14 protein-coding genes are annotated in these 18,121 nt (G+C 63.6%); 10 read left to right on the top strand and 4 right to left on the bottom strand.

Annotation, left to right across the window (positions count from 1 at the left end):
• Positions 1-26 precede the first annotated feature (26 nt).
• From ACCO56_RS21145 to ACCO56_RS21165, 5 genes are all read left to right on the top strand, one after another.
• The gene (locus tag ACCO56_RS21145) at positions 27-1,418 is read left to right on the top strand and encodes a M20/M25/M40 family metallo-hydrolase (protein ID WP_433642831.1); all 1,392 of its coding nucleotides are present in this window, start codon (positions 27-29) and stop codon (positions 1,416-1,418) included.
• Between the two features lie 10 nt (positions 1,419-1,428).
• Positions 1,429-2,046 (top strand): ribonuclease D, encoded by a 618-nt coding sequence (locus tag ACCO56_RS21150; protein ID WP_433642832.1) that lies wholly within the window; start codon positions 1,429-1,431, stop codon positions 2,044-2,046.
• 182 nt (positions 2,047-2,228) lie between these two features.
• Positions 2,229-2,672, top strand: coding sequence for a BA14K family protein (locus ACCO56_RS21155; RefSeq protein ID WP_433642833.1), 444 nt, complete (start codon positions 2,229-2,231; stop codon positions 2,670-2,672).
• Between the two features lie 540 nt (positions 2,673-3,212).
• On the top strand, positions 3,213-6,488 hold the full coding sequence (locus ACCO56_RS21160) for an autotransporter outer membrane beta-barrel domain-containing protein (protein WP_433642834.1): 3,276 nt from the start codon (positions 3,213-3,215) through the stop codon (positions 6,486-6,488).
• Positions 6,489-6,644: 156 nt separating this feature from the next.
• Positions 6,645-7,457, top strand: coding sequence for a DUF6065 family protein (locus ACCO56_RS21165; RefSeq protein ID WP_433642835.1), 813 nt, complete (start codon positions 6,645-6,647; stop codon positions 7,455-7,457).
• A 56-nt stretch (positions 7,458-7,513) separates the two neighbouring features.
• Here the strand turns inward: ACCO56_RS21165 and ACCO56_RS21170 are convergent, their stop codons facing one another.
• The 3 genes from ACCO56_RS21170 to ACCO56_RS21180 all read right to left on the bottom strand — a co-directional run bounded on the left by ACCO56_RS21170 (position 7,514) and on the right by ACCO56_RS21180 (position 11,157).
• Positions 7,514-9,493, bottom strand: coding sequence for a PAS domain S-box protein (locus ACCO56_RS21170; protein WP_433642836.1), 1,980 nt, complete (start codon positions 9,491-9,493; stop codon positions 7,514-7,516).
• A 143-nt stretch (positions 9,494-9,636) separates the two neighbouring features.
• On the bottom strand, positions 9,637-10,785 hold the full coding sequence (locus ACCO56_RS21175; protein WP_433642837.1) for an alpha/beta hydrolase: 1,149 nt from the start codon (positions 10,783-10,785) through the stop codon (positions 9,637-9,639).
• Positions 10,786-10,926: 141 nt separating this feature from the next.
• Positions 10,927-11,157: a hypothetical protein gene (locus ACCO56_RS21180; protein ID WP_433642838.1), complete on the bottom strand. Its 231-nt coding sequence runs from the start codon at positions 11,155-11,157 to the stop codon at positions 10,927-10,929.
• Here ACCO56_RS21180 and ACCO56_RS21185 point away from each other — a divergent pair.
• Positions 11,147-13,171, top strand: coding sequence for a transglycosylase domain-containing protein (locus tag ACCO56_RS21185; protein WP_433642839.1), 2,025 nt, complete (start codon positions 11,147-11,149; stop codon positions 13,169-13,171). The two genes, ACCO56_RS21180 and ACCO56_RS21185, sit on opposite strands and share 11 nt — an antisense overlap.
• Positions 13,172-13,361: 190 nt before the next feature.
• A complete protein-coding gene (locus ACCO56_RS21190) occupies positions 13,362-14,111 on the top strand; it encodes an SDR family NAD(P)-dependent oxidoreductase (RefSeq protein ID WP_433642840.1) in 750 nt (249 codons plus the stop codon).
• Between the two features lie 248 nt (positions 14,112-14,359).
• Here ACCO56_RS21190 and ACCO56_RS21195 read toward each other — a convergent pair whose 3' ends face one another.
• Complete coding sequence (locus tag ACCO56_RS21195; RefSeq protein WP_433642841.1) at positions 14,360-14,920, bottom strand: PAS domain S-box protein; 561 nt, start codon at positions 14,918-14,920, stop codon at positions 14,360-14,362.
• Positions 14,921-15,347: 427 nt separating this feature from the next.
• On the opposite strand from ACCO56_RS21195, the gene ACCO56_RS21200 reads away from it, so the two are divergent.
• Genes ACCO56_RS21200 through ACCO56_RS21210 form a run of 3 tightly spaced genes read left to right on the top strand, consistent with a single transcriptional unit; the run spans position 15,348 to position 18,091 of the window.
• The gene (locus ACCO56_RS21200; protein ID WP_433642842.1) at positions 15,348-16,547 is read left to right on the top strand and encodes a substrate-binding domain-containing protein; all 1,200 of its coding nucleotides are present in this window, start codon (positions 15,348-15,350) and stop codon (positions 16,545-16,547) included.
• 60 nt (positions 16,548-16,607) lie between these two features.
• The gene (locus tag ACCO56_RS21205) at positions 16,608-17,375 is read left to right on the top strand and encodes an ABC transporter ATP-binding protein (protein ID WP_433642843.1); all 768 of its coding nucleotides are present in this window, start codon (positions 16,608-16,610) and stop codon (positions 17,373-17,375) included.
• Entirely contained in the window at positions 17,372-18,091 is a 720-nt protein-coding gene (locus tag ACCO56_RS21210) for an ABC transporter ATP-binding protein (RefSeq protein WP_433642844.1), read from the top strand. Before ACCO56_RS21205 ends, ACCO56_RS21210 begins: the two co-directional genes overlap by 4 nt.
• Positions 18,092-18,121 lie beyond the last annotated feature (30 nt).

Here is an 18,121-nt window from a genome sequence, read left to right on the forward strand (position 1 = left end):
CGGCAAAGAATCGAAAGGCCTTTGACATGTCCACGCTTGCTCCCGTTCTCGACCGGCTCGACGGCAATCTCGACAAGAGCCTCACCCGCCTCTTCGACTTGGTCAGGATCAAGTCGATCTCGACCGATCCGGCTTATGCCTCCGACTGCCGCAAGGCCGCCGAATGGCTGGTCGCCGATCTCAAGTCGATCGGCTTCGAGGCCAGCGTCAGGGATACGCCCGGGCATCCGATGGTGGTTGCCCATCACGAGGGACCTGCCGGCGCGCCACACGTACTCTTCTACGGCCATTATGACGTCCAGCCGGTCGATCCGATCGAATTGTGGGATGCCGATCCGTTCGATCCCCGCCTTAAGGAGATCGAGCCGGGGCGCAAGGTCATCACCGGCCGCGGCGCTTCCGACGACAAAGGGCAGCTCATGCTCTTCGTAGAGGCCTGCCGCGCCTGGAAAGAGGTGCACGGTTCGCTGCCCTGCAAGGTGACGCTGCTTTTCGAAGGCGAGGAGGAATCGGGATCGCCCTCGCTGAAACCCTTCCTCGAGGCCAACGCCGAGGAGCTCAAAGCCGATTTCGCCATGGTCTGCGACACCGGCATGTGGGATCGCGAGACGCCGGCCATTTCGGTCGCGCTGCGCGGCCTCGTCGGGGAGGAACTGACGGTCAGGGCCGCCAATCGCGATCTTCATTCCGGCGAGTATGGCGGGGCGGCGGCGAATCCGATCCGCATCCTGGCCTCCGTCCTGGCCGATATCCATGACGAGAGCGGCCGGATTACGATACCCGGCTTCTACGACGGCGTGGAGGAGACGCCGTCCCAGATCCTGAAGTCGTGGGAGAACCTCGGCGAAACGGCCGAGACTTTCCTCGGCCCGGTCGGCCTGTCCATTCCCTCGGGCGAAAAGGGCCGTTCCATCCTGGAGTTGGTCTGGGCACGCCCGACGGCCGAGTTCAACGGCATTTCCGGCGGCTACACCGGCAAAGGGTTCAAGACGGTTATCGCCGCCGAAGCCTCGGCGAAGGTGTCGTTCCGGCTGGTGCACAAGCAAGACCCGGCCGCCATCCGCAGCGCCTTCCGCAAATTCGTCGAGGACCGCATTCCGGCCGATTGCTCCGTGGAGTTCCATCCCCATGGTGGCTCGCCCGCCATCCAGCTTTCCTACGACTCACCTTTTTTGGCGAGCGCCAGGCAGGCGCTTTCCGACGAATGGACCAAACCGGCCGTTATGATCGCGATGGGCGGATCCATTCCGATCGTCGGAGACTTCCAGAAATTCCTTGGCATGGAATCGCTGCTGGTCGGTTTCGGCCTTTCGGACGACCGGATCCACTCCCCCAACGAGAAATACGATCTCTCTTCCTTCCACAAGGGCCAGCGTTCCTGGGCCCGCATCCTCGATGCGCTGACACGGAAGGGCTGAGGCGACAGACATGACGATCCGCTTCCACAAAAACGACCTGCCCGACCTCGCGAACTACGACGTCGAGGCGGTAGCCATCGACACCGAGACGCTCGGGCTCAATCCGCATCGCGACCGTCTCTGCGTCGTCCAGATTTCACCGGGCGACGGAACCGCCGACGTGATTCAGATCGCACCGGGCCAGAAGTCGGCGCCCAATCTGGTGGCACTGCTGCGCGACGCCCGCATCACCAAGCTGTTCCACTACGGACGCTTCGATCTTGCCGTGCTCTATCACGCCTTTGGCGCCATGCCCGAGCCCGTGTTCTGCACCAAGATCGCGTCGCGCCTCACCCGCACCTATACCGACCGGCACGGGCTGAAGGATATCTGCTTCGAGCTTCTCGGCGTCAGCCTGTCCAAGGTGCAGCAGTCGTCGGACTGGGCCGCCGAGACGCTCACGCCCGAGCAGCTCGATTACGCCGCTTCGGACGTGCTCTATCTCCACCGGCTCCGCGACGCGCTGTCGGGGCGGCTCGCTCGCGAGAACCGCGCCGAGGAGGCCGCGGCCTGCTTCCGCTTCCTGCCGACGCGGGCGAAACTCGACCTCATGGGCTGGGACGAGGACGACATTTTCGCCCATAGCTGAAGCCTATAGGCACAGCCTCGTTCCGCGTCCGAACAGGGTGGGGAACGAGGCTCCGTCGCTCCGATTTTTGGAACCATTTGAAAAGGTTACCAAATCGTCATCTTCTGTTCAGTTTCCATTCATCCACGGAGTCCTATCTCTGCATTCTATCCACGGTTGATGGAACAGGAAGGAAGATCGACATGAGGAAAATCGTTTCGGCGATCTGCGCGGCGGTCCTCTCTATGACGGGTATTGCCGCGACCGGCTCCGCCTCGGCGGCGCCGATCCAGCCGATGAAGGTGGAACGCCCGTCTCCCGAGGTTGAGCAGGTCCAGCACCGGCGCGGTTACTATCGCTATCATGGGCGGCCCTACTACAACGGCTATCGAGGCTATCGCTACCAGCGCCCGGGATGGCGGCGTTACAATGACTGGTGGTTTCCCCCGGCTGCCTTCATAACCGGCGCGATCATCGGCGGCGCCATCGCCAACCAGCCGTCGCCACCGCCTGCCTACCGGCCACGGCCGGCCGGCGACGCCCATGTGCGTTGGTGCTACAGCCGCTACAAGTCCTACAGGGCTTACGACAACACCTTCCAGCCCTATAACGGGCCGCGCCGGCAGTGCTACTCGCCCTATAGCTGATCCGGTCGCCAACTCCGGCCAAGATCGAGCGGTAGTTCCGGCGGCCGGAACTACCGCTTCACTTGCTCTCCTTTTAACTGGTCGGCCAAGATTTTGTCTTGGCGGCTGAAAGCACGTCGGGAGTTGCGGCGAAAACCTCGCTTATTATGTCCGGATTGCCGAGAAGTCGGTGAGCGAAATCGCAGTGACTTTCTTGCAACTGCTCTGGAGTTATTCCTGCAACTACAGCTTCTTAAGAAAATCATTGGCTTAGGGCTATTGCTGGCGACCGAGACCGATGGCATGTTGCTCTAAGTTGTAAAAGTGAGTCCAAGCGCTTTACTGAAACCTTGTGGCGGGGGTGACGGTGAGGGGAACGCGATGGAAGGACCACTCCAGGCCCTTGTCCGCCGCAGCCGGCAGCAAGCGAAACAGGCTGTTGCTCCCGCTTCCGCGCGTTTTTCACTCTCCGAAATTTCTAAGAGACGGACGCTGCTGGCGTCGACCGCGCTCTTGCCAAGCGGCCTCGCTGCGGCATTGGCGCTAATATCTGGCGAGGCGATGGCTCAGACCATTGGGCCGGGCCCGGTGACAGGGCCCGTGAATGTCACGACGGGGACGACGACCATCGTGGGCGGTACGCAAGTTACCGCGGCGGGGTTGACAAACGGCATTAATGTTACCGGAGGTGTGCTTGTCATCGACGGGGCAGCCGCTCCTACCGGCCCGATCATCGTTCAGACTGTGAATGGCAATGCCGTCCAGGCGAATGGCGGCACGATAGGTGTTCCTAACGGCAATCTGAGTGTGGTGACCCAGGGCGGCCACGCTTTCGTCGCGAATGGGGCGGGCAGCGCCATCACCGTCAATGGCGCGTCGATCACCACCACAGGCGTGGGCTCGGCCCTGGCCGCGATCGGGGGAACAATCGATGCCAGCGGGGTCGGGATAAACAACACTGCTGCTGCGGGAACCAACATCTCTGCCGGTCACGGCGCGATTGCCGAGAACGGCGGGACCGTCAATCTGCACGCTGGCACAAGCGTAACAACCGCCGCCTTCAATTCGGTCGGGCTGGGCGCCTCACACACTGGCAGCAGGGTCAATCCTGACGTGCTGATACCCGTCACCATGAACGGGCGCGGCTCGATGGGCGTCTATGTTCATGACGGCGGTCAGGTTAGCTTGCTGGCGGGCTCGACGCTGCAGATGAACGGGACGAACAGCATCGGCGTTTCGGTCGACAGCACCACGGTTTCTTCGGCCACGATCCGCAGCGGGCTGACGATAAATCTGACCGGCGTGGCGGCTGCCGGGACCGCTGGCAGCACGGGTGTCGTGGCCTTCAACGGTGGCAGCATCGCCCTGGAGAACCTGACGGTTACCGGAATGAACTCCGCGGCTGGCGTATGGGCGCGTCCCAATTCGAGCATCACCGTGTCCGGCCAGAGCGTGATTGACATAAACGCAGCTCAGAATCCGACATTCTACACGCTTACGACTGCAAACCTCGTGACGCTCGACGGGCCGGTTAGTTCAAGCTTCAGCGTGACGAGCGGCAGTCCCGGCGCCGGCCTCAAGGCAGATGGCCCGAACGGCTCGGTCATCAGCATCGGGACGACCATCAATGTGACTTCCGGCAACGGTTTCGCCGGCGCGAACACGTCGTTCGGCGGCTTGGTCGACATGACTGAAAATGCGATCACGACGACGGGCCCGAACTCGTTCGGGGTTAGGGTCGACAGCGGTACTGTGGTCGGCCGCGATTCGAGCATAGCGACTTCAGGCGGCGGCGCGGCGCTGTTCTTCAATTTCGGACCCGGCGTGATCGATCTCACCGACACGCCGGTTTTGGCAAGCGGCCCCAATACCACCGGTCTCGCTTCCCTCAACGGTACGCCCAGTTCGATGAACACCTTCCGCTTGTCGGGGGGCAGCCTTGTCAGCACGGAACAGACCGCTGTCTTGGCTCAGGGGCCGCTCAATGTCACAGCTACCGACGGCGCTGTCATGACTGGTGGCGGTGGCTTCCTGTTGGAGGCCTTTGATCAAAGCTCGTTCTTCCCCCAGCCGACTGTCGTGAATTTCGAGGCATCGAGCGCCAGCGTCTTGACTGGCGATGCGATGGCCGAGCCGCTTTCCATCGCGAATATCAGCCTCATGACCGGTTCGACATGGACAGGCGCGGCGTTCGATGTCACGAACGTCACGGTCGATCCAACCAGCACCTGGTCGATGACGAAGAGTTCGACCGTGACACAGCAGGTCACGAATGCCGGGCTCATTCAGTACGCGCCGCCAGTCGGCGATTCCAGCCAGCTTTCCAGCTACAAGACGCTTACCACGCCCGAATATGTCGGTGTGGGCGGGAGGCTCGCGCTCAACACGTTTCTCGGCGCCGACAGCGCTCCCTCCGATCGATTGATCATAGATGGCGGCTCCGGCACCGGCAGCACCGCGCTGCTCATCACCAACACCACAGGCGGCGGTGCGCTGACGCTGGCCGATGGCATTTTGGTCATCGATGCCCAGAACGGCGCCACGACCACCGGTGACGCTTTCAGTCTCGGCAGCCGTGTCGCGGCCGGGGCTTACGAATACAGCCTCTTCCGTGGCGGCGTGTCGAATGCGGAGAGCTGGTTCTTGCGTTCGGTTTTTGTGCCTCCATCACCGCCACCTCCGCCACCCGGCCCACCTCCGCCACCGGGGCCGCCCTCTCCACCAGGGCCACCCCCGCCGCCATTGCCGCACCACCGCGTCGAAGTTCCGCTCGACATGGCGCTGCCAGCGCTTGCGCAGCGCCTCGGGCTTGGCATGCTCGGCACCTACCACGACCGTGTCGGCTACGACTATGCCGATCCCGTCGCTCCTGCTGAGGAGATTTGGTGCAAGGAACCGTCCAAGAGTTTACGTTGCACGCCGGCGCCGGAGGCGGCGGCGGTCTATGCCGGGGCGAGTCCGCCCCGCATGGCGTCCTGGGGTCGCATCTTCGGCGAAACCGGGGAGACCGACTTCCGCGAAAGCGATCTTCGCGGCGCGCTGAGGAGCTTCCTCGACCATGGTCCCAGCTATGACTTCAACGTCTGGGGCCTACAGGCGGGCATGGATATCATAAGGAAACAGCATGAGGACGGCTCGCGCGACATTGCCGGCATTTATCTCGGTTATGCCCGCGGCTCGGCCGACGTCGATGCCGTGCTCGGTGGAGGTGCCGCCGGCACCGCCGACATGAACGCCTATTCGCTGGGCGGCTACTGGACTCATCTCGGTGCTTCGGGTTGGCATGTCGATGCGGTGCTGCAGGGCACCCGCTACGACCAGGCCGAAACCACCTCGATCTTCAGCGAAACTTTCGACACCGAAGGGTGGGGCATCGCCGCTTCGCTTGAGGCGGGTTATCCGTTCCATCTTGGCTCCGGGTGGACATTTGAGCCGCAGGCGCAGCTCGCCTACCAGCATGTGGCCCTCGACGATGGCGCCGATTCCTTCGGCCTGATCTCGTTTTCCGATGCCGACGCCATCTATGGACGGTTGGGGGGGCGGCTTACCAGAAGCTGGGCTATCGCCAGCGGACGGCGCATGTCCGGCTGGCTGTCGGCTAATGTGTGGACAAGCTTCGGCGCTGATGCCCAGACCACCTTCGCCGGACTGTCGGGTGCCAATCCGGTCAGCTTCGACACCGATCTCGGCGGCACCTGGGGCAGCTTCGGGCTGGGGGTCTCGGGCGAGGTGGCCGAGAACGTCCGGCTCTTCGCCTCTGGCGACTACAATATCGGCTTCGACGACGGTGATAGCTGGAGCGCTGGCGGGCGTATCGGTCTCAAGGTCTTATGGTGAGGACCATTTCCGGCGGTCCCGCCCATGGAGATGTCACGGAGTTCTGGGATCGGCGATGATGCAGGCGCGGATAGCCGCCTTGTTCATTCTGCCTAATGGGCTTGCTCGGCAAGGGATAGCGTGGGACCTTCCCGGCCGGGCGGTCCGGAGGACTTCATGACGGATGTCGCGGTACCAGGTTACGAAACCGGAAGCACGGCGGAGAATGCGGTCCGCGGCGCGCCACCCAAGCTCGTCTGCTACCCGTTGGAGCCCGACCCTCCGGCGATCGAGCCGGCTCGCGCCGCCCGCGATTGGATGGACGCGACAGACCAGCGTTTCGCCTATCGCTGCATTCCGCTCTCGATCGCCAATGCCAGCGGCTGGGAAGTTCTGTCTCCGGCGTCGTTCGTGGCGACCTGGACCGGCGGGGCCGCGACCTCGTCTCTGTCGATCCGGGCTCTCGACGACGGGCAACGCGTGGCGCGGCTGGTCAGTTCGCATTTCGGCCACGGCGTGCTGACCTTCCACACGGGATATCTCTTTCGCACCAGCCCGGGATGGGGGCTCTGGGTGCGCGGCTCGCCAAATGGCTTCAAGCGCAACATCGTGCCGCTTGACGGCCTGGTCGAGACGGAGTGGCTGGATTTCCCCTTCACCATGAACTGGCGCTTCACGCGGCCGGGCACCGTCCAGTTCGAAAAGGGGGAGCCTTTCTGTTTCATAACGCCGATGCCGCATGCCGTGCTCGACGCGGTCCAGCCGGAAATTCGCTCGATCGAGGAAAATCCCGCGCTCAAGGCGGCCTACGAAGCGAAGGTCAAAAGCCGGGGCGACTTCAACGGCAAGCTGGCGGCGCGGGATCCCGAAGCGGTCGCTCAGGGCTGGCAACGACACTATGTGCGTGGCGAGGAGGCGACCGGCCCGACCCGAGGCTTTCATCTTTCCAAGCGCAAGCTTAAGCCGGTCAAGAGAGGCCCTGGGCCGTAGGCCGGTTGTCTACGGCACCAATGGACGCGTCGCTTCTGTCGGACGCCTTCACCGCACTACGACGCGGAGCGGAGGAACTGCGACATCCGTTTCGTCGGGTTTCTTGTGCGCGTGACCTCGTTCACTGCGTTTTCGAGTTGTTGCTGAAAGAAGGGCTTTCCGAGGCGCGGAACGTCCGTGGCCACGCCTTCGGGCAGTTCGGCGTAACCCGTGGCAAGAATGACCGGGAGGTCCGGCCACTCCGCCCTGATCGTGCTGACGAGCTGGTCGCCCCGCATGCCCGGCATCGCCTGATCGGTGATGACGAGGTCGATCTTGCTTCCGTTCCGGAGCAGTGCGAGCGCGGCTTCGCCCGACCCAGCTTCCAGAACGCTGTGACCCATATCTTCGAGCATCGCGGCGGTATTCATCAGGATCAGGGCATCGTCGTCCACCGCAAGGACAGACAATTCCTTCGTCGTGGGGTCTATTTCGCCCGATGCGTCGACCTCGACAGCGCAAGTTTCGTCTGCGGCGTCCGCCACGGGAAGCCAGATCTCCGCCCTTGTCCCAGAACCTTTGCGGCTTTTCAGGATCAGTTGCCCGCCGGATTGCGCGGCCAGACCCTGTACCATGGACAGGCCGAGCCCGGTGCCTTTTCCGATTCCCTTGGTCGTGAAGAAAGGGTCCACGGCGCGAGCCAGAGTCTCCTCGTCCATGCCCTCGCCCTCGTCTTCTACGGAGAAGCAGACGTAGCGACCCGGCTGCAGGCCGCTCGCATGGGCCCGCGAGAGGATCTCTTCGGAGGCCGAGACAAAGATGGATCCGCCTTCAGGCATGGCATCGCGTGCATTGAGCACGAGATTGAGCAGGGCGGCTTCGAGCTGGTTGCTATCCGTCCTGACTTTGGCCAGCGAAGGAGGAAAGCGCGTCTCGATGTTGATTGACGGTCCGAGCGAACGTTGCAGGAGATCTCTCATGTCCTGCACAAGCTCGACCAGGTCGATCGGTCTTTGATCCAGCGCCTGGCGGCGGGCAAAGGCGAGCATTCGCTGGGTGAGGGCCGCGCCGCGCTGAGCGGCCTGCATGGCGTTCTCTACCAGGGAAAACAGCCTCCGGTCCTCGGGGAGCTTACGCTTCAACAGTTCCAGGCTGCTCAGCACCACCATGAGAAGGTTGTTGAAGTCGTGCGCTACGCCGCCGGTGACCTGGCCGACAGCCTCCATCTTCTGAACCTGGAAAAGTGCTTCGCGTGCCTCGTCCAGTGCCTGCTGCGCTTCTTTCCGTTCGGTAATGTCGCGGGTGATCTTCGCGAAGCCGATGAGCTCGCCTCGGTCGTCTCGGATCGCGTCAATGACGACATTTGCCCAGAAACGAGAGCCGTCCTTGCGAACGCGCCAGCCTTCCTTCTCGAAGCGTCCTTCTCTTGCGGCGATCCCGAGGCCGCGCTGGGGCTCGCCGCTTTGCCTTTCTTCCTCGATATAAAAGCGAGAGAAATGCTGGCCGATGATTTCCTGGGGAGCGTAGCCCTTGATCCGCTGTGCTCCGATGTTCCAGCTCGCGACGCGGCCGTCGGCGTCGAGCATGTAGATGGCGTAGTCGCTGACGCCTTGAACGAGCAGACGGAATTGTTCCTCGTCGCGCTTGAGCGCCATTTCAGCGGCCCTGCGTTCGGTAAGGTCGCGGGTGATCTTGGCGAAGCCGACAAGATTGCCGCTGGGATCGTGAATGGGATCGATCACAGCATGCGTCCAGAACAGGCTGCCGTCCTTGCGGACCCGCCAGCCCTCGCTTTCGAAACGCCCTTCGGACGCCGCCGTCGCCAAAGCCTTCTCCGGCAGTCCGGCCGCGCGATCTTCCGGCCTGTAGAAACGCGAGAAATGCTGGCCGATGATCTCCGAGGGGGCGTAGCCTTTGAATCTCTGGGCGCCGGAGTTCCAGCTCGTCACGATTCCGTCGGGGTCGAGCATGTAGACTGCATAGTCGGTGATGGCCTCTACAAGGAGCCGATAGCGGCTCTCGTCGGAGAGAGACGCTACGTGAATTTGGCTTTCCATGAAGCTCTTTGTTCCCCGCTGAAGTCCTTGATTGGTCGGAAGACAACGCAACGAAATGCCTACGACGAAGAAAAGGTTCCGTCGGGCCGGCAATCTTTGTACGGAGAACCGATCGATCCCGCGGCTTCAGCCGGGAAAAACTGCTACGGGACAGCACCGGCTTGAATCACGGCGCCGAGGATTCTCGCGGGTAGATAGATCACCAGCGAGGCTGCGCCCTCCACCACCGAGGAGCCGTCGGCCAGTATCGTCTCCGCCGCGCTGGCGCCCTCGCCTTCGATCACCCGGCGCATCAACTCGCCCTCGCTGGCGAGGCTCATCAGCGTCTCGGAGCTGGCGAAGATGTTGTGGCCCCCATTATCGAGATCCGAGGCATCCAGAACGGCGATCTGCTGCTTCTGCAGCAGGGCGATGTCCGCGCCGCTGCCGACGCGTGGATGCCCACCGGCGATTCGCCTGGAAATCCCCAAGGCCCGGTCGCGCCGCGAAACGACGATGATGAAGGGCCTGGGCAACTCGCCGATATCCCGCACCTGGCTTTGAAAAGCATCGATGTCTATGTCCGGTGCGGCCAGCACGACGCCGTTCAAGCGTTTGAGGTAGCGCCCCCTGCCGGTCTGCGCCAGTTCGCGGAATGCTTCCATGACCACATAGGCACCCATGGAATGCCCGACCAGAATGATTTTCCGGGCCTTGGTTTGCGCTGCTATTTCGATGGTCTCGGCCAGCCCGCCTCGCCCGACGACCGTGCTGTCCCGGTCATAGACATAGAGCGGAAGTGCGCCGCCCGATGGCCAGGCATAATGGAGCGTGACAGCTCTGACATTGTAGTCGTGGGCTATCTGGGCGGCACGAAAGATGCTGTCCGCGATATTGTTGTTGTATCCGTGGACGAAAATGAAAAGTTCGCGCTTGTCCGGCGCGCGCTGCATCAGTGCCGCGTCGAGCTTCTGGATGAACTGCTTTCGCCCTTCGATCGGCTGAAAGCTTCGCGCCATGAAGTGCCTCGCCGGGTCGGGCGTGCGGCCGGAGGCCTCGACAGAACCGGGCCTGTGGGCTTTCGGTATGGCGATATCGAACGCCGCGAAGTTGAGCGTTTGTGACCGCTTAGCCGAAAAGGGCAGCGAAAGGTTGTCGGATCGCGCGCGCGTCGTTGCGACAAAGATAGGAATTATCGCCGCAGGTTCGGTACTGGAGACGCTCGCGCCCAGCCCGAGGATCGCTCGCGGGCCACCGCAGCCTGTGAGCAGAAAGACCACGATGAAGACCGCGAATAGACGGATAGGCGGCACGTTCGACTTCAGTTTTTGACTGCCCCCGCAAATCTAAGAGCAGCAAATTCTTCCGACTGCAACCCCTGATGTTCGGCCCGGCTATCGTGGTGCGGACGGGGGCGCGAATTTAACGCCCCCTTAAATCGCCGCATTTAGCCTTCAACCGGGGCCGATGAGCATCGGGGACGACATGGGTAAACGCGACAGGCGCATAGAGCCGACCTTCGGCGCGCTGGCGCAGGAAAGGTCGTCCGGTCTTTCCGTGAGTGAAGAGGACCGCGTATTGCCGGCCACCCGAAAGCGCGCATCAGGAAAGCGGAAATCGTCGGCGAAGGCCCGGAAGGGGTCGAAGGCTCCGCGCCGCAAGCGGCGCAGCTCGTTGGGACTCATCGGGCGATTCCTCTATTGGTGCGTCGTTCTTGGCATTTGGGTCGGCATCGCCGGCGTCGGCATGGTCGCTTACTATGGCGCCAAGATGCCGGCCGCCACCACCTGGACCATTCCGGACCGTCCGCCAAACGTGCGAATCGTTTCGGTCGACGGCCAGCTGATCGCCAATCGCGGCATGACTGGCGGAGAGGCGATCGGCCTGCACGAGATGTCGCCCTACATCCCGCAGGCGGTGATGGCCATCGAGGACCGCCGCTTCTATTCCCATTTCGGCTTCGATCCGATCGGTCTCGCCCGCGCGATGGCCGAGAACCTGATGTCCGGCAGCTTTTCCCAGGGCGGCTCGACGCTTACCCAGCAACTCGCCAAGAACCTTTTCCTGAAGCCCGACCGCACGGTCGAGCGCAAGGTCCAGGAGGTGCTTCTCGCGCTCTGGCTCGAGCACAACCACACCAAGGACCAGATCCTCGAAATGTATCTCAACCGGGTCTATTTCGGCTCGGGCGCGTATGGTGTGGAGGCGGCGTCGCGCCGCTACTTCGGCAAGTCTGCGCGCGACGTGACCCTTTCAGAGGCGGCCCTCCTCGCCGGCCTCCTCAAGGCCCCGTCGCGGCTTTCGCCGGCTCGCGACCCGCAGGCGGCGGGCAAGCGGGCCCAACTCGTGCTCGCCGCCATGCGCGACGAAGGCATGATCAAACAGAAGGAACTGCAGGTGGCCATGGAGGCTCCCGCCGCACGCGCCGCCGCCTTCTGGACGGGCTCGGAGAACTATGTCGCCGACCGTATCGTCGAAGAGCTGCCGGGGCTGATCGGCGAGGTCCGCTCCGACGTCATCGTCGATACGACGATCGACCTTGAGCTCCAGAAGCTCGCCGAGGATTCGATCCGTCGCCTGATCGGCGCAAGCGGCAAGAAGCTCAATGTCAGCCAGGGCGCGCTCGTGTCGATCGACAATACCGGCGCGGTGCGGGCCATGGTCGGCGGAGCCGACTACGCCACCAGCCAGTTCGACCGCGCCTCCGAAGCGCGCCGGCAGCCTGGCTCCGCCTTCAAGCCCTTTGTCTTCCTGGCGGCGCTGGAGCAGGGCCGCACGCCGCAAAGCGTGCGGAACGATGCGCCGATCCGCATCGGCAAATGGACGCCCGAGAATTATCAAGGCAAGTATTTCGGCAAGGTCACGCTGGCGACAGCGCTTGCCAAGTCGCTGAACTCGGTGGCAGCGCAACTCACCATGGAGGTCGGGCCGGAGGCCGTGGTCGAGGCCGCCCACCGCCTGGGCATCGAATCCAAGCTGCAGGCCAACACATCGCTCGCGCTCGGCACGTCGGAAGTGACGCCGCTCGAGCTTACCGCCGCCTATGTGCCGTTCGCCAATGGCGGCTACCGCCCGGAAGTGCATTTCGTGCGCCGCGTGACGACTGCCTCCGGCGAGGTGCTTTATGAGCACGAAGGAAGCGCGATGCCGCGCGTCCTGCGACCCGAGATCGTCGGCATGATGAACTCGATGATGGCGAGCACGGTCGAGGCCGGAACGGCGCGCAAGGCGGCGTTCGGCTGGCCCGCGGCGGGCAAGACCGGCACCAGCCAGAAGTCGCGCGACGCCTGGTTCATCGGCTACACCGCCAATCTGACGACAGGCGTGTGGTTCGGCAACGACAACGGTTCTCCGACCAAGAACATCACAGGCGGCGGCTTGCCCACCCAGGCGTGGCACGAATTCATGCTCGCCGCCCATGAGGGCGTTCCCGTGGCGAAGCTGCCTGGCGAGTGGCATCCCGAGCCTACGTTCGACACCGCCCCGGTGCCGCCGGTGGGAGTAGGAGACGACACGCCTGCGATAAGCCGCAACGCGCCTGCCTCCCGCGGCATCGAGGCGGCGGGCGGCTTCGAGCCGCAACTCGGGCGGGATTCGTCCACCGCCTCGATCAGGCGGCCCTCCGCCGATGTCGGCGGCGGCGCGCCGCAGCGGCGGTCGGGATCCATTTTCGATGCGATCTTCGGCAAGGGCGGATGAGCGGGTTTCGCAAAAGTGTCCGCGGTTTTCCGAGAAAAACCTGTGGCAAAAGAAGAGACTAAGCAGGTGATGCGTGGACGAAGCCACGCGAACCTGCTTGGAGCGGCCTCACTGCAGGCGTGCCGGCCGGATCTGCGCCCTCTCGCCATGGCCCTTGGCTTCGGCTACATAGCGAGCCGAAGGAAACACCATGGCTGAAACCGACACACGAAAGACCATCGTCCTGACGGGCGCGAGCCGAGGCATCGGCCACGCGACCGTGAAACGTTTCTCGCGCGAGGGCTGGCGCGTCATCACCTGTTCTCGCCAGGCATTCTCCGAAGACTGCCCTTGGCCGGCCGGGCCGGAAGACCACATCAAGGTGGATCTGTCGGATGCGGAGGATGTGGGCGTGGCGGTCGCCGAGATCCGCCACCGGCTGGAAGCCCATGGCGGACAGCTTCATGCGCTGGTCAACAATGCCGGCATCTCGCCCAAGCTGAAGGACGGCGGCCGGATGAACTCGATCGATACGCCCATGCATGTCTGGCGCGATGTGTTCCAGGTCAATTTCTTCGCGCCGATCATGCTGGCGCGCGGCTTGTTCAAGGAACTCGCCGCAGCGAAGGGCTCGATCGTCAACGTCACCTCGATCGCCGGCAGTCGCGTGCATCCCTTCGCGGGAACGGCCTACGCCACCTCGAAGGCGGCGCTGGGATCGCTGACGCGCGAGATGGCGGGAGATTTCGGGCCGCATGGTATCCGCGTCAACGCGATCGCGCCGGGCGAGATCGACACGGCGATCCTGTCGCCGGGAACCGAGAAGATCGTCGAGACGATCCCGCTGCGCCGGCTCGGCGCCACGTCGGAAGTGGCCGACATCATCTTCTTCCTGTGCTCGGGGCAGGCGTCCTACGTCACTGGCTCGGAAATCCACATCAACGGCGGCCAGCACGTCTGACGCTGGACCGCCGCTGTTTCGGCGCCTACCCCTCATCCGACCTCGCTTCGCGAGGCCACCTTCTCCCACAAGGGAAGAAGGAAAGGCTGGCGCCAATGTCGATGCCAATCGCCTAGGTTCGTGATTGGGAGGGAGCGCTCATGCCAAGCTCCAGCCTTCTCCCCTTGTGGGAGAAGGTGGCCTCGCGAAGCGAGGTCGGATGAGGGGCCAGCGCGGCGATCGATCGTTGGGCCGTGCTCCAGCTTGCACTATTGCGGCATGCCGCCGAGATGGGCGAGCAGCTCGGCCACGTTGTTGGCGGCGAATTTGCGCAGAAGGCGGGCGCGGTAGGCCTCGACGGTGCGCGGCGATATGTCGAGCACCCTTGCAATGTCCTTGCTCGTGCGGCCCTCGCCGAGATGCATGACGATCTGCCTTTCGCGGGCGGAGAAGCCGAGCACCGGGCGTGACTGCGAAAGGTCGGCGAAGCTCCACACGGCGCGGCGCAGCGGGTCGTCCTCGCGCGTCAGCGAATGGCCGCGCACCCTGCACCAGAACAGCGAGCCGTCCTTACGCGCCATGATGCGCTCGTCGGAATATTTGTTGGTTTTCCGCAGCGGCTCCACGCCGACGTCGCGCACTCGCAGGAATTCTTCATGCGAGGGGTAGAGGATGGCGAAGGACTGATCGACCAGTTCCGTCCGCGCGTAGCCGAACATCTCCGCGAACGCCGGGTTGCAGGCTCGGATGATGCGGCTCTCGGTGACCACGAGGCCGACCGGCGCGTGCTCGAAAGCCAGTTCGTGAAGCGTCTCAGGCATATCCTTCATGGCGTATTTCTACGATATTGAAGCCTTTCAGGCGCCCGGCCAATATGCCCGCAGTGACGCCCGATCGGCCAGGGGTGAGACCATGGACCAGGCCGGGCGAACGAGGGAGGAGATCCGCGTCCGAGCTGCCGGATGCCGGGCCGAGCTTTATCCGGCCGGGCACCCGAAAGGCAAGCATATGCCGGCCCCGCGCGGTACGGAATTCCTTCAAGGCAATTGCAATAACCAACGGTCAATAGAATTGACCGTTGGAGCGCGCGACTGCGCGCCGCGCCTGTTGGCGCGAAAGCCAAGCGGCCGGAGGGCCGCGCCGGCGACTGAGGCACCCTGGATGTATCAACATCCAGGGCCGTTCGTACGAGAATCGCGTCCGGCCAATGCGGGCGCGCACGAGCGGCTGCGCTCGTGCCATTGGGGAGGAGAAGAGATGAAGAAGATACTCGCCGCTATGGCGGCCGGGGCGATGCTGCTGACGCTGCCAATGGCGTCGGCGCAGGACGGTACGGCAAAGATCGCGCTGATCCATGGGCTTTCGGGCTCGCCGCTCGAAGCCTATTCCAAACAGACGCAGACCGGTTTCGAGATGGGCCTCGAATACGCCACCAACGGCACCATGGAGATCAAGGGCCGCAAGCTCGAGATTGTCAAAAAGGACAGCCAGTTCAAGCCCGACATTGCCCGCGCCTTGCTGGCCGAGGCCTTCGAGGACGAGGACGTCGTGCTCGCCGTCGGTGACACCTCTTCCGGCGTGGCGCTCGCCATGCTGCCCGTCGCGGCTGAATATGAAAAGATCCTGCTGGTCGAGCCGGCGGTGGCCGACAGCCTGACGGGCAAGGATTCGAACCGCTACGTCTTCAAGACATCACGGAATTCCTCGATGGACATGGAGGCCCAGGCGATCTCGTTGAAGCCCGACCAGAACCTCTATGTCGCCACGCTGGCGCAGGATTATGCCTTCGGCAAGGACGGTATCGCCGCCTTCAAGAAGGCCCTGGAAGGGACCGGCGCCCATGTCGTCGCCGAGGAATATGTGCCGCAGCAGACGACCGACTTCACCGCGACGATCGAGCGGCTCTTCAATGCGCTCAAGGACCAGCCGGGCCGTAAGGTGATCTTCATCAACGTTGCCGGCATCGACGCCATGAGCCCGCTGGCGGCGGCCGACCCCGGCCGCTACGGCATCGAGCTCTCCAGCGGCGGCAACATCCTGCCGGCTTTGGTTGGCTACAAGAAGGTGCCGGGCATGGAGGGCGCGATGTATTATTACTACGAAGCGCCCAAGAACCCGGTGAACGACTGGCTGGTCGCCGAGCACATGAAGCGCTTCAACACGCCGCCGGACTTCTTCACGGCAGGCGGCATGTCGGCCGCGCTGGCGGTTGCCAAGGCGCTCGAGACGGCGTCGGACTGGGAGACCGAGACACTGATCGAGACCATGGAAGGCATGACGTGGGACACGCCGAAGGGCCCGATGACCTTCCGCAAGGAGGATCATCAGGCGCTGCAATCCATGTACCACTTCAAGATCAAGGTCGACGACAAAGTCGAGTGGGCGATCCCCGAGCTGGTGCGCGAGATCAAGCCGGAGGAAATGAAGATTCCGGTCGGACGCAACAATCAGGAATAGGAACGGGCTTACCCCTCTCCGCCTGCATCAAGGCGGAGAGGGGGCTGCCGAACCGACCCCATGGCTACGCCTTCCCTCAAGACCGAAAACCTGACGATCCGCTTCGGCGGCCACGCGGCCGTCAACGGCGTGTCGTGCGCCTTCGTGCCCGGTGAGCTGACCGCGATCGTCGGGCCGAACGGGGCGGGCAAGACGACATGGTTCAATCTCGTGTCGGGCCAATTGACGCCGACGGAGGGGCGCATCTTCCTGGAAGGATCCGATATCACCGGTCTTGCGCCCTCGGCGCGCGCCAAGGTCGGCATCGGCCGGGCGTTCCAGCTCACCAACCTTTTTCCGAAGCTGTCGGTGCTGGAGAACGTCCGGCTGGCCGTGCAGGCGCGCCGGGGCGTCGGCGCGCGTTTCCTGCGACGCGCCGCAGCTTTCCCGGTATTGCGCCAAGAGGCGGAAGGCTATCTCGAGCGGGTGCGTCTCGCCTCGGTCGCGCACCTGCCGGCCGCGGGCTTGCCGCACGGCGACCAGCGCAAGCTGGAAGTCGCCCTGTTGCTCGCCATGGAACCGAAAATCTTCATGTTCGACGAGCCCACAGCAGGCATGTCGGTCGACGAGGCGCCGGTGATCCTCGACCTCATCGCCGATATCCGGAAGGACAGGTCCAAGACCATCCTTCTTGTCGAGCACAAGATGGACGTGGTCCGTGCGCTCGCCGATCGCATCGTCGTGCTTCACAATGGCGAACTGGTCGCCGACGGCAAGCCCGATACGGTGATGGCCTTGCCTGTCGTGCGAGAGATCTATCTGGGCGTCCCCGCGGAGGCGGCGGCATGAGCGCGATACTGCGTCTCGACGACGTCCACACCGACATCGGCCAGTACCAGATCCTGCATGGCGTGTCGCTCGACGTGCCCGAGGGCGGCGTCCATGTCCTGCTCGGCCGCAACGGCGCCGGCAAGACCACGACGCTGCGAACCATCATGGGCCTGTGGCGCGCGCGCAAGGGCGCGATCGTGTTCCGCCATCACGACGTCACGGCGCTGAGCACTCCCGACATCGCCCGTCTGGGGATCGCCTATGTACCGGAAAATATGGGGATCTTCGGCGGGTTGACCGTCGAGGAGAACATGCGGCTCGCTACGGCGACAGGCCGCTTCGACGACGCGCGGCTCCAACGCATCTTCGCACTGTTTCCCGCGATGGAACGCTTCTGGACGAAGCAGGCCCATGCGCTGTCCGGCGGCCAGAAGCAGATGCTCGCCATATCCCGCGCGATCGTCGAACGGCGCGAGCTCATCCTCATCGACGAGCCGACGAAAGGGCTCGCGCCGGCCATCATCCGCAACATGATTTCGGCGTTCCAGGAGATTGCCAGGGAGACGACAATCCTTCTCGTCGAGCAGAACTTCCTCTTCGCCAGATCGCTCGGCGCGACCGTCGCGGTGATCGACGATGGCCGCATCATCCATCGCGGCGACATGGCCGAGCTTGCGGCCGACGAGGCGCTGCAGACGAAGTTGCTCAGCCTGTCGCTCGCGGCGCATCAGTAGGGATGGCAATGAGCAGTCTGCGTTGCACCC

The sequence above is a fragment of the Mesorhizobium sp. 1B3 genome, assembly GCF_050958605.1.
Classification (GTDB): Bacteria; Pseudomonadota; Alphaproteobacteria; order Rhizobiales; family Rhizobiaceae.

Bases quoted from the DNA above. Each gene is read 5' to 3' on its own strand.
- ACCO56_RS21145 (WP_433642831.1), top strand. From the start codon at position 27: ATGTCCACGCTTGCTCCCGTTCTCGACCGGCTCGACGGCAATCTCGAC.
- ACCO56_RS21150 (WP_433642832.1), top strand. From the start codon at position 1,429: ATGACGATCCGCTTCCACAAAAACGACCTGCCCGACCTCGCGAACTAC.
- ACCO56_RS21155 (WP_433642833.1), top strand. From the start codon at position 2,229: ATGAGGAAAATCGTTTCGGCGATCTGCGCGGCGGTCCTCTCTATGACG.
- ACCO56_RS21160 (WP_433642834.1), top strand. From the start codon at position 3,213: ATGGCTCAGACCATTGGGCCGGGCCCGGTGACAGGGCCCGTGAATGTC.
- ACCO56_RS21165 (WP_433642835.1), top strand. From the start codon at position 6,645: ATGACGGATGTCGCGGTACCAGGTTACGAAACCGGAAGCACGGCGGAG.
- ACCO56_RS21170 (WP_433642836.1), bottom strand. From the start codon at position 9,493: ATGGAAAGCCAAATTCACGTAGCGTCTCTCTCCGACGAGAGCCGCTAT.
- ACCO56_RS21180 (WP_433642838.1), bottom strand. From the start codon at position 11,157: ATGAGTCCCAACGAGCTGCGCCGCTTGCGGCGCGGAGCCTTCGACCCC.
- ACCO56_RS21190 (WP_433642840.1), top strand. From the start codon at position 13,362: ATGGCTGAAACCGACACACGAAAGACCATCGTCCTGACGGGCGCGAGC.
- ACCO56_RS21195 (WP_433642841.1), bottom strand. From the start codon at position 14,920: ATGAAGGATATGCCTGAGACGCTTCACGAACTGGCTTTCGAGCACGCG.
- ACCO56_RS21200 (WP_433642842.1), top strand. From the start codon at position 15,348: ATGAAGAAGATACTCGCCGCTATGGCGGCCGGGGCGATGCTGCTGACG.
- ACCO56_RS21205 (WP_433642843.1), top strand. From the start codon at position 16,608: ATGGCTACGCCTTCCCTCAAGACCGAAAACCTGACGATCCGCTTCGGC.
- ACCO56_RS21210 (WP_433642844.1), top strand. From the start codon at position 17,372: ATGAGCGCGATACTGCGTCTCGACGACGTCCACACCGACATCGGCCAG.